Origin of the sequence: Paraburkholderia tagetis, from assembly GCF_022213065.1 — a bacterium.
Taxonomy (GTDB): domain Bacteria; phylum Pseudomonadota; class Gammaproteobacteria; order Burkholderiales; family Burkholderiaceae; genus Paraburkholderia; species Paraburkholderia tagetis.
In genome coordinates, this window is record NZ_JAKLJA010000057.1 from 24867 (window position 1) to 36273 (window position 11407).

An 11407-nucleotide genomic window follows, 5' to 3' on the forward strand; every position below is an offset into this window, starting at 1 on the left:
ATATTTATCGACCACAAAGGGAGAAGTAGATGAAGAAGCAGCAACGCGTTTTGATTACTGGAGCGGGCCGTGGCATTGGTTTTGCGATTGCACGGGTGCTGGCCGCTGAGGGCTACGATCTGGTGTTGAACTACCGCTCGGAGCAGGGCAAGTCGATTGCGAATCTGCAACGCTTCATTCAGAGCGATGAGGTGAAGGGCATCGATGTCAAGCTGGTCAAGGGTGATATTGCCGAGACTCGCGATGTCGAGAACATGATGAAAGCGCTGCGCGCCGATGGCGTCGATCAAATCGACCATCTTGTGCTGAATGCCGCTGCCTCGCCTTTCAAGCCGTTCCTCGACATGAACAAGTTCGACTGGAAATTGCTGCTCAACAGCAACCTGGTCGGCAACGTTGCGTGCGTGAACGAAGTGGTGCCGATGATGAAGAACGGCGGCACGATCTGCATTCTCTCGAGCATGGGCAGCCGCGTAGTCATGCCGAAGTATCCGCTCGGCATTATGAAGTCGGCGCTCGAGAATCTCGTGCGCTACCTCGAAGTCGAACTCTATGACCGCAATGTGCGGGTCAATGGCGTCTGCGCCGGTCTCGTCAATACGGACATGGGGCCGATTCTCAAGGAAATGTGGCCGGAAGCGGTTGCGCGCTTCGAAGCAGGCAAGCGTCGCTGGGCGATCGAACCCGAAGAGGTCGCTGAAATCGTTGCGTTCCTGATGTCGCCGAAATCCTCGGCTATCCGCGGCGCGACGGTGCTGGCCGATCTGGGCGGCGGGCTGGCAGCTTGAGGAGGCGCCGATGAAACACAGGAAAGTAGCGCTGGTTGCGGTGTTGCTCGCGGGTGCTGCATCGGTTGCGTCGGCAGACGACGCGATTCCGCTCGCTTCGCCGGCGCCCGCCACAGCCCAGTCGTCCATTCCGTCGGCGCCGAGCGAAAGCGGTGCTCCCGTGCAGCAGGACGCTCAGGCCCAGCAGATCATTCGCACGGCCGATCGCATCCGTGCGCCGAACGAGTCGTTCCGCTACACCGTGAAGCTGAACGAGTTTCAGGGCGGCAAGAGCGTGATGCAGCAGACGCTCGACATCTCCATGCGCTTTTACAAACCCGCGGAGCGTGCGAAAAAGGGCGACGCGCGCGCGCTCGTGCGCTTTGTCGAGCCGGTCAAGGACAAGGGCAAGGCCATGCTGTCGGACTACGAAAAGATGTGGTATTACGCGCCGGATCTGCGCCGGCCGATACCGATCTCCAAGCAGCAGCGGCTCATTGGGCAGATCTCGAACGGCGACGTCGTTGCGGCGGATTTCGATTATTCGTACGTCTCGCAGCTACAGGGCGAGGAGCCTTGCGGCAAGACGGTGTGCTATCGCCTCTCGTTGCAGCGGCGCTGGCCGTTCGTGACGTACCCGAAGATCATGTACTGGGTCGAGAAGGATACGTTCTATCCGTGGCGAGCCGACTTCATGTCCGATTCCGGCGTGGTGATCAAGCGGTCGTATTACAGCGACTATCGTACGGAGCTTGGGCAGATACGTCCGCATCGGATCGTCGTCGAGGATTCACTTCGTAAGGAAAACTATACGACCATGGACTATTCCGATGTGCGCTTCGAGTCGCTGCCGGAGAGCTATTTCCAGGTCGACTATCTCATGCGGATGAACTGATCCGCCGAGCCGCTGTGGACATGACATGACAGGACAGAGATGGGGAAGAACCGGGTTGCATTAACGTGTTTGGCTGCGCTGGGGGCGCAGTGGGCCGCGACGCCGGCGCATGCGCTCGACTGCGCTTCCGCGCGCGGCTACGTGGGCCTCGAGGGTGTCGACACGTTCACGCGCGACAGCTTGTGGGGCGACGACGCGTTCCGCAGGAATGTCGCCTTTGACGGCTATGCCAGCGGGACCGTCTCGTGTCAGTTCTCCGGGCAGCTCAGCGCGAAGGCGACGGCGGGCGCGCAGTACGCGGCGGGCACGGAAGATCCCGGCATGCTCGACGGCAAGAAGGACAGCGGCCTTGCCATCCTCAACGAGGGGTACGTCACCTGGAAGCCCTCTGAGCAGATCTTCCTCGACGTCGGCAAGATCGAGCGCAATAACGGCAATCTGTTTTCGCAGAATCCGCTCGACGTGGTTCGCAATACGTCCGGAAATCTGCGCTCGACGCTCGCCAACAACGGCGACACGAACCGCTATGGTTTCTACCGCGAAGGGTCGGTGGGAGTGGGCGTGACGGCTTACAACGACCATGGCACGATCGACCTCGCTTACCTGCCGAAGCTTGCGACCAATAACGACCAGACGCAATCCGCGGAAAAATGGAGCTCGCTCGAGCGCACCAACTCCAACAATCGCTTTTACGCGGCATACACGTCTTCGGCGCTAACCAATTTCAATCCCACCGTCGCAGCGGTGGTGGGCGACTACAACGTGCTCGGGGTGGGAACCAGCGGTTATTTGACGGACAACCTCATGCTGGGCGCGCAGGCGTCGGTCAGCAAGGGGCAGCGCTGGCGCCATTTGAACATGGCCAAGGCAGCGGCCATCCGCTCGTATGAGAACGCGGGTGATCCTTTTTCGATCGACCGGACCGGTGCGCGCACCGATATTGCCGTTGGTCTGCGCTACACCGATTCCGGGCGCACGGAATACGGCATCGAATACTACGGCCAGAGCCAAGGCTATAGCCGCAACGAATGGAAGAACTACTTCGATACGGTCACGTTTATCAACGGCGGCTATGCGAAAGGACTGCCACCGCCCGTCGCCAACAGCCTGGCGTCGGGCTACGACCAATATTCGAGCCTCTTCGGCTCGGAGACGGACAACGCGAATCGCGGGAGCAACCTGCTCGGCAAGCATTATGCGACCGTCTTCGTCAGTTCAAAGAAGCAGGCGATTCGCAAGCTCGATTGGACTGCGTCGGCGACGACGAATCTGGTCGACGGCAGTGCGTACGTCAACGCACGAGTGAGCACCTACGCAAGCAATCACGTTGAACTCTACACGGGCGTATCGATGAGTTTCGGATCGAGCCGTTCGGAATTCGGGCAATTCGGCAGGAGGGGGTATGTTTATGCAGGAACGCGAATCATTGTTTGAACGTGTGATTTCCGATCACGTTTTTCTGTTCCCGGGGCAGGGAAATCCGGCCATCGGCATGGGGGCCGAGGTTTGCGACGTGTCGCCCGCCACGACCGCCGTGTGGGACTGCGCGAGCGACTTCTCCGGGGTCGACGTGCGCAAGCTGTGCCGCAGGGGGCCGATGACCAGGCTTACGCGCACGCGCTTTCAGCAGCTTGCGGTGACCACGGTGAGCGTCGCAATGTTCGAGCGCCTGCGCGAGAGCGTGGCGATCGAGCGGCCTGTTTTCGCCGGGCACAGCGCGGGCGAGTACGCAGCGCTCTATGCCGCGGGTGCCTTCGACATGCCGACGCTCTTCAGGGCGATTACCGCGCGCGCCAACCTGATGGAGGAAATGGCCGAGGCGAGCGACGGCGCGATGTACGTGGTGAAAGGCATCGAGCGGTCCACGCTGCAGCGTCTGCTCGACGAATCGGGCGTCGGTGAAAGCGTGCAGATCGCCAACGATAATTCACCGCGTCAGCAGGTTCTTTCCGGAACGGCATCGGACGTCAAAGCGATGATCGCGGAGGTGCAGCGCGGTGGCTACGATGTCGTGAAGCTGCCGGTCAATGGCGCGTGGCACAGCCATCTGATGGCGCCGGCCGTGCCGCGTTTGCGCGAGGCGCTTCGCGCGCTTTCGGTTCGCAAGCCGGTGCATCCGGTTTATATGAATCTGAGCGCCAGCCTTGAAGAGGACGTGGACGTCATCGTCGAAAACCTGTGCGGCCACCTGACCCAAACGGTGCGCTGGCGGGAAACGATGGATGCGATGCTCATGCACGGCTGCAAGCGTTTTGCCGAAATGGGGGCGAAAAAAATGCTCACGCACATGCTCGCGTCGCATTACGCCGTGGGCGCGCAGCTCGACGTTTCGTGCTTCGACGACTGGTCCGCGCAATGCGAGCCAGCCGAGTCTGTTTGCTGAGCGAGGTTGCGATGGTGCCGAGTTCTTCTGAATACCTCTGGCGTCGCGTGACGGCGACCGCCGCCGTGACTGCCGTGATCGCCACCGTACTGGTGTCCTCGCTGACGCGCAACGCACCCGGCCTTTCGGCCGTGCAGGCGCTTGCGGGACTCGGCATGATTTCCGCATCGGTTTTTTTTGCCATTGCACGGGACAGTGGCGGCTATTGGTTCTACGCAATTCGCGCAGGCAAGGTCTTCGACCAGAATCCACAATGGCCGCCGGAGACCGAGGACAGGACGTGGCGGGGCACGCTGGTGCGAAGTCCCTGGCTGGCGGCGGCTGCGGGTTTTGCGTTTGCGGCGCTCAACTGTGCTCTAGCGACGACACTCGTTGCGCAGCATCTCGTCCTTTATGCCTGGTGCTACACGCTGGTGCTGCTGCCTGCCGCGACGGCGGGCTTTTCGCTTATGGCTGCGCATGCGGGGGCTCAGGATGCGCTGCGGCTTCTCGGCGGCAAGTCCGCGGCGCCCTCGTCGCCGCACCGCGCGCGGCGATTGGTCGCGGCCGATCTGGTTTTCGCTGTTGTCACCAATTTCGCACTGGTGCTGCCGGTTCGGCAAAAGCCCACCTACTCGCTGGAGCATGGTTACGGCTACCCGCCGTTCGTGGTGGCCTTTGCCATTCTGCTGGTGATTGTGTGCGCTTTCATGATTGGCTTTGCGTCCCGGTCACGGCGCGCCACTTTGACGGGCGAATTGCTGATGGGCAAAGCGGATGAACGGTTCATCCGGCTTGCCGGAGCGCCGAGACGCTGGTTCGGCACATCCGCAATCGGTCGCTATACGTTCTATCTCGTATCGACGGTCATCTGGGCGGTGCTCGTGTGCGCAGCATTCGAGAAGTGGGCGCCAGGGGCAGGCTTCGTGCCTCTTTATTGTGTTGCCCTCGTGCCGCTGATGTTCATGTATGCGGGCGAGCGTTGCGTGTCGATGCACCGTGATCTGACAGAGGCCCGGGACGGCGAGCGCCGTGTGCTATTGACGTTCAAGGACCTGAAGCTGGCATTGCCTGCAGATTAGCGTTGCTCGCCTGAGTGCGGGAGCCCACCTCACTGCCGTTCGGCCAATGTCGCGGAGATTGGCGGTCGAGGAGGGTGCGGGTTGGTAAAATGCGGCAACCCCGCCTCGTCACCTGTGCCGCCTTCATGTCCCGCTCCCTCGAAATCCTCAACGAAGTCTTCGGTTATCCCGCCTTTAGAGGGCAGCAGGCCGAGATCGTGGAGCATGTCGCGTCGGGCGGCGATTCCCTGGTGCTCATGCCCACGGGCGGCGGCAAGTCGCTGTGCTACCAGATTCCCGCGCTCGTGCGCCACGAAGCGGGCCACGGCGCCGGCATCGTGGTGTCGCCGCTCATTGCGCTGATGCAGGACCAGGTCGCCGCGCTCACTGAAGTGGGCGTGCGCGCCGCGTACCTGAACTCCACGCTCACTGGCGCCGAGGCCGCCGCCACCGAGCGCGCGCTGCGCGAGGGCGACATCGACCTGCTCTATGTCGCGCCCGAGCGCCTCATGACGCCGCGCTTTCTCGATCTGCTCGAGCGCGCGCGCATCGGCCTCTTTGCGATCGACGAGGCCCATTGCGTTTCGCAATGGGGGCACGATTTCCGCCCCGAGTACATTCAGCTCTCGGTGTTGCACGAACGCTTCCCGGACGTGCCGCGCATCGCGCTCACCGCCACCGCGGACGCGATCACGCGCGACGAGATCGTGCACCGTCTCGCGCTCGACGACGCCCGCATCTTCGTGTCGAGCTTCGACCGGCCGAATATTCGCTACCGCATCGTGGAGAAGGACAACGCGCGAACGCAACTGCTCGACTTCATCCGCGCGGAGCACACGCGCGCCGACGGCACGACCGACGCGGGCGTCGTCTACTGCCTCTCGCGCCGCAAGGTGGAAGAGACCGCGGAGTGGCTGAAGGGGCAGGGCGTCCGGGCCTTGCCGTACCACGCCGGCATGGAGTTCGAAGTGCGCCAGAACCACCAGGAGCTCTTCCAGCGCGAGGAAGGCGTGGTCATGTGCGCGACCATTGCGTTCGGCATGGGCATCGACAAGCCGGACGTGCGCTTCGTCGCGCACCTGGACCTGCCCAAGAGCGTGGAGGGCTATTACCAGGAAACTGGCCGCGCGGGCCGCGACGGGCTGGCGGCCAATGCGTGGATGGCCTATGGCCTCGGCGACGTCGTCCAGCAGCGCAAGATGATCGACGAGTCCGACGCCGACGATCAGCACAAGCGCGTCCAGACGGGCAAGCTCGACGCGTTGCTGGGCCTGTGCGAGACGGCCACGTGCAGGCGCGTGCGCCTGCTCGCGTACTTCGGCGAAGAGAGCAAGCCGTGCGGCAACTGCGACACCTGCATCGAGCCGCCGGCCACGTGGGACGCCACGCGCGAGGCGCAGATGGCGCTTTCATGCGTGTTCCGCGCACAACGCGCGAGCGGTTTCAACTTCGGTGCCGGCCATCTGATCGACATCCTGCGCGGCAACCGCAACGAGAAGATCATGCAACGCGGGCATGAGAAGATTTCGACCTTCGGCATCGGCTCGGCGCTTTCCGAAGCCGAATGGCGCGGGATTTTCCGGCAACTGGTGGCGTTCGGCTATCTCACCGTCGATCACGACGGCTTCGGCGCGCTGGTGCTCACCGAGGCAAGCAAGTCCGTGCTCAAGGGCGAGCAAAAGGTCACGATGCGCCGCTACGTGAAGCCCACGCGCACCCGCACCTCATCGAGCCGCACCAGCGAGCGGGCTGATCCGACCCTCGGCATGAGCCCGCGCCAGCGCTCGCGCTGGGAGCGCCTGCGGCTGTGGCGCACGGAAACCGCGAAGAGCGAGGGCGTGCCCGCCTACGTCATCTTCCACGACGCGACGCTGGCGGAGATCGCGCGCAACGGCCCCGAGTCAGTCGACGAACTGCGCGACATTCCCGGTATCGGGGCGCGCAAGCTCGAGCGCTTTGGCGAAGAGCTGGTCGAGGTCGTCGGCGACGATTGAGCGTGCCGTCCGGGTGGCCCGCCGCCGTCGCGCCCGACGTCACCCCTCGCGTTACCTGACGTTGCCTCAGGCCGCCATCACATCGTCCGTCCTCCGAAATGTCGCAAGCCATTGACTTGCTTGGCATTTCCGGAATATCATGCTCGGTTCCGGTTTCTGGAATGCTTGCGCGCGTCGGTTAGTTTGACTAATTCGTGAGCTGATCAGTGCAAAAGCGGCGCAAAAAACGCCTGCAATTCTCGGGTTCCGGAGTTCGATACGCATGGTTTTCCGCTTTGCCCGGAATAAATGCGTCGATTTTGTTCAATTTCAGGAATAAACAATGCCAACCATCAATCAACTGGTTCGCAAAGGCCGCGCTTCGGAAGCTACGAAGAGCAAGTCGCCGGCCCTGCAGGACTGCCCGCAGCGTCGCGGCGTGTGCACTCGCGTGTACACGACGACGCCGAAGAAGCCGAACTCGGCACTTCGTAAGGTCGCCAAGGTTCGCCTGACGAACGGCTTCGAAGTCATTTCGTACATCGGTGGTGAAGGCCACAACCTGCAGGAGCACTCGGTTGTGCTGATCCGCGGCGGCCGTGTGAAGGACTTGCCGGGTGTGCGTTACCACATGGTTCGCGGCTCGCTGGATACCCAGGGCGTCAAGGATCGTAAGCAGGCTCGTTCGAAGTACGGCGCGAAGCGCGCGAAGGCTGCGAAGTAAGAGTCAAGCGTCGTCTCGCTTTTTCGAGGGCGGGCGATAAAAGCGACAGGTGCCGGATTGGCCGGTGCTGTCGAGTAAGTGGTCACCCGACCAGGCTGGTAAGTCGTGAGATGAATCGGGTTAGTTGGTGGCCGCGGAGCGTAGGGTTCAGTCCACGCTTCAACTGAAAAGTTAAAGGAAGAAACATGCCGCGTCGTCGCGAAGTCCCCAAGCGGGAAGTGTTGCCGGATCCGAAGTTCGGCAACGTTGATGTAGCCAAGTTCATGAACGTGCTGATGCTCTCCGGCAAGAAGTCGGTTGCCGAGCGTATCGTGTACGGCGCTTTCGAACAGATCCAGACCAAGGGTGGCAAGGACCCGCTGGAAGTGTTCACTGTCGCGCTCAACAACGTGAAGCCGGTGGTGGAAGTGAAGAGCCGCCGCGTTGGTGGTGCGAACTATCAGGTTCCGGTTGAAGTGCGCCCCTCGCGTCGTATGGCATTGGCGATGCGTTGGCTGCGTGAAGCCGCGAAGAAGCGCAGCGAGAAGTCGATGGCCCTGCGTCTGGCAGGTGAACTCTCCGAAGCGGCCGAAGGCCGTGGCGGCGCGATGAAGAAGCGCGACGAAGTTCACCGGATGGCAGAAGCGAACAAGGCGTTCTCGCACTTCCGCTTCTAAGAGAAAGCCCCTATCGGGGTTTGCTCAAAAAGCGGAAAAAAATCCGGGCGGGTGCGCTTATCGAGCGCCTCGCCCGTTTGTGTTCAGGCGCGTTGGGTCAACCCGGTCGGGATCGACCCGGCGCGCACCTCCCCATAGAGGATCAAAGTGGCTCGCAAGACTCCTATCGAGCGCTACCGCAATATCGGTATTAGCGCTCACATCGACGCCGGCAAGACGACGACGACCGAGCGCATTCTGTTTTACACCGGCGTGAACCACAAGATTGGTGAAGTTCACGACGGCGCTGCGACCATGGACTGGATGGAGCAGGAGCAGGAGCGTGGCATCACGATTACCTCGGCTGCTACCACCGCCTTCTGGAAGGGCATGGCTGGTAACTATCCGGAACACCGCATCAACATCATCGACACCCCGGGCCACGTCGACTTCACGATTGAAGTCGAGCGCTCGATGCGCGTGCTCGATGGCGCGTGCATGGTCTACTGCGCAGTGGGCGGCGTGCAGCCGCAGTCGGAAACGGTGTGGCGTCAGGCGAACAAGTACAAGGTTCCCCGTCTCGCGTTCGTCAACAAGATGGACCGTACCGGCGCGAACTTCTTCAAGGTCTACGACCAGTTGAAGACGCGTCTGAAGGCGAACCCGGTTCCCGTCGTCGTGCCGATCGGCGCGGAAGACACCTTCAAGGGCGTGGTCGACCTGATCAAGATGAAGGCGATCATTTGGGACGAAGCGTCCCAGGGCACGAAGTTCGACTACGTCGACATCCCGGCTGAACTCGTTGACACGTGCAACGAGTGGCGCGAAAAGATGATCGAGTCGGCCGCTGAAGCCAGCGAAGAGCTGATGGAAAAGTACCTCGGCGGCGAAGAGCTGAGCGAAGCGGAAGTCGTCAAGGCGATCCGCGACCGGACCATCGCGTGCGAAATCCAGCCGATGCTGTGCGGTACCGCGTTCAAGAACAAGGGCGTGCAGCGCATGCTCGACGCCGTGATCGACTTCCTGCCGTCGCCGGTGGACATTCCCCCGGTTAAGGGTGAACTCGAAAACGGCGAAACGGCTGAGCGCCGCGCAGCCGACGACGAGAAGTTCGCGGCACTCGCGTTCAAGATCATGACCGACCCGTTTGTCGGCCAGTTGATCTTCTTCCGCGCGTACTCGGGCGTCGTCAACTCGGGCGACACGGTGCTGAATTCGACCAAGGGCAAGAAGGAACGCCTCGGCCGTATTCTGCAGATGCACGCGAACAACCGTGAGGAAATCAAGGAAGTTCGTGCAGGCGACATCGCTGCTGCGGTCGGCCTGAAGGAAGCGACCACGGGCGACACACTGTGCGACCCGGCGAACCCGATCATTCTGGAACGCATGGTGTTCCCGGAGCCGGTGATTTCGCAGGCCGTCGAGCCGAAGACCAAGCCTGACCAGGAGAAGATGGGCATCGCCCTGAACCGCCTGGCACAGGAAGACCCGTCGTTCCGCGTCCAGACGGACGAGGAATCGGGCCAGACCATCATTTCGGGCATGGGCGAGCTCCACCTCGAAATTCTGGTCGACCGCATGAAGCGCGAATTCGGCGTGGAAGCAACCGTCGGCAAGCCGCAGGTTGCCTACCGCGAAACGATCCGCGCTACGGCGAAGGACGTGGACGGCAAGTTCGTCAAGCAGTCGGGTGGTCGCGGCCAGTACGGTCACGCGGTCATCACGCTCGAGCCGAACGAGCAGGGCAAGGGCTACGAGTTCCTGGACGAGATCAAGGGTGGTGTGATTCCGCGTGAATACATCCCTGCGGTCGACAAGGGTATCCAGGACACGCTGAAGGCAGGCGTGCTGGCGGGCTTCCCGGTCGTCGACGTCAAGGTTCACCTGACCTTCGGTTCGTACCACGACGTTGACTCGAACGAAAATGCGTTCCGCATGGCCGGTTCGATGGCGTTCAAGGAAGCAATGCGCAAGGCGCAACCGGTCATCCTCGAACCGATGATGGCTGTCGAAGTCGAAACGCCGGAAGACTACATGGGCAACGTGATGGGCGACCTGTCGGGCCGTCGCGGTATCGTCCAGGGCATGGAAGACATGGTTGGCGGCGGCAAGATCGTTCGCGCCGAAGTGCCGCTGTCGGAAATGTTTGGCTACTCGACGTCGCTGCGCTCGCTCACGCAGGGTCGCGCAACGTACACGATGGAATTCAAGCACTACGCAGAAGCACCGCGTAACGTGGCCGACGCGATCATCAGCGCGAAGGCGAAGTAAGCATCGGCGCAAAAGCGAACCGGGCATTGGCTCCTGGTTCGCATCGCTCAGTCACCGATTCACCACTTTTTTGAAAGAAGAGAAACATGGCAAAAGGTAAATTCGAACGGACCAAGCCGCACGTGAACGTGGGCACGATCGGTCACGTTGACCACGGCAAGACCACGCTGACGGCAGCGATCACGACGGTTCTGACCAAGAAGTTTGGCGGCGAAGCCAAGGCATACGACCAGATCGATGCGGCGCCGGAAGAAAAGGCGCGTGGTATTACCATCAACACCGCGCACGTCGAGTACGAAACGGCTAACCGCCACTACGCACACGTCGACTGCCCGGGCCACGCTGACTACGTGAAGAACATGATCACGGGCGCGGCACAGATGGATGGCGCAATCCTGGTGTGCTCGGCCGCTGACGGCCCGATGCCGCAAACGCGTGAGCACATCCTGCTGGCCCGTCAGGTTGGCGTGCCTTACATCATCGTGTTCCTGAACAAGTGCGACATGGTCGACGACGCCGAGCTGCTCGAGCTGGTCGAAATGGAAGTGCGCGAACTCCTGTCGAAGTACGACTTCCCGGGCGACGACACGCCGATCGTCAAGGGTTCGGCCAAGCTGGCGCTGGAAGGCGACACGGGCGAGCTGGGCGAAGTGGCGATCATGAACCTGGCCGACGCACTCGACACGTACATCCCGACGCCGGAGCGTGCAGTTGACGGC

General features: G+C 61.8%; 10 protein-coding genes. All 10 read left to right on the forward strand.

Features of this window, described 5'->3' with window-relative positions:
* Positions 1–29 precede the first annotated feature (29 nt).
* The gene (locus L5014_RS34345) at positions 30–788 is read left to right on the forward strand and encodes an SDR family oxidoreductase (protein WP_238468348.1); all 759 of its coding nucleotides are present in this window, start codon (positions 30–32) and stop codon (positions 786–788) included.
* 10 nt (positions 789–798) lie between these two features.
* Positions 799–1662: an outer membrane lipoprotein-sorting protein gene (locus L5014_RS34350; RefSeq protein ID WP_238468349.1), complete on the forward strand. Its 864-nt coding sequence runs from the start codon at positions 799–801 to the stop codon at positions 1660–1662.
* A gap of 69 nt (positions 1663–1731) precedes the next feature.
* Positions 1732–3096, forward strand: a complete 1365-nt coding sequence (locus L5014_RS34355; protein ID WP_238468350.1) for a hypothetical protein — start codon at positions 1732–1734, stop codon at positions 3094–3096.
* Positions 3089–4045 carry an ACP S-malonyltransferase gene (locus L5014_RS34360; RefSeq protein ID WP_238468351.1) on the forward strand — a complete coding sequence of 319 codons (957 nt, stop codon included), beginning with the start codon at positions 3089–3091 and terminating at the stop codon, positions 4043–4045. Before L5014_RS34355 ends, L5014_RS34360 begins: the two co-directional genes overlap by 8 nt.
* Entirely contained in the window at positions 4039–5106 is a 1068-nt protein-coding gene (locus tag L5014_RS34365; RefSeq protein ID WP_238468352.1) for a hypothetical protein, read from the forward strand. The genes L5014_RS34360 and L5014_RS34365 overlap by 7 nt, the downstream gene beginning before the upstream one ends.
* 125 nt (positions 5107–5231) lie before the next feature.
* The gene (gene recQ, locus L5014_RS34370) at positions 5232–7079 is read left to right on the forward strand and encodes a DNA helicase RecQ (RefSeq protein WP_238468353.1); all 1848 of its coding nucleotides are present in this window, start codon (positions 5232–5234) and stop codon (positions 7077–7079) included.
* 322 nt (positions 7080–7401) lie between these two features.
* Positions 7402–7782, forward strand: a complete 381-nt coding sequence (rpsL, locus tag L5014_RS34375; protein WP_027797953.1) for a 30S ribosomal protein S12 — start codon at positions 7402–7404, stop codon at positions 7780–7782.
* 185 nt (positions 7783–7967) lie between these two features.
* Positions 7968–8438 (forward strand): 30S ribosomal protein S7, encoded by a 471-nt coding sequence (gene rpsG / locus L5014_RS34380; RefSeq protein ID WP_006053291.1) that lies wholly within the window; start codon positions 7968–7970, stop codon positions 8436–8438.
* Positions 8439–8585: 147 nt separating this feature from the next.
* The gene (gene fusA / locus L5014_RS34385) at positions 8586–10688 is read left to right on the forward strand and encodes an elongation factor G (protein ID WP_238468354.1); all 2103 of its coding nucleotides are present in this window, start codon (positions 8586–8588) and stop codon (positions 10686–10688) included.
* 86 nt (positions 10689–10774) lie between these two features.
* Positions 10775–11407, forward strand: a 633-nt coding sequence (locus L5014_RS34390) for a GTP-binding protein (RefSeq protein WP_238468355.1), incomplete at its 3' end; no start/stop codon positions are given.

Bases quoted from the DNA above. Each gene is read 5' to 3' on its own strand.
- L5014_RS34345 (WP_238468348.1), top strand. From the start codon at position 30: ATGAAGAAGCAGCAACGCGTTTTGATTACTGGAGCGGGCCGTGGCATT.
- recQ (WP_238468353.1), top strand. From the start codon at position 5,232: ATGTCCCGCTCCCTCGAAATCCTCAACGAAGTCTTCGGTTATCCCGCC.
- L5014_RS34350 (WP_238468349.1), top strand. From the start codon at position 799: ATGAAACACAGGAAAGTAGCGCTGGTTGCGGTGTTGCTCGCGGGTGCT.
- rpsL (WP_027797953.1), top strand. From the start codon at position 7,402: ATGCCAACCATCAATCAACTGGTTCGCAAAGGCCGCGCTTCGGAAGCT.
- rpsG (WP_006053291.1), top strand. From the start codon at position 7,968: ATGCCGCGTCGTCGCGAAGTCCCCAAGCGGGAAGTGTTGCCGGATCCG.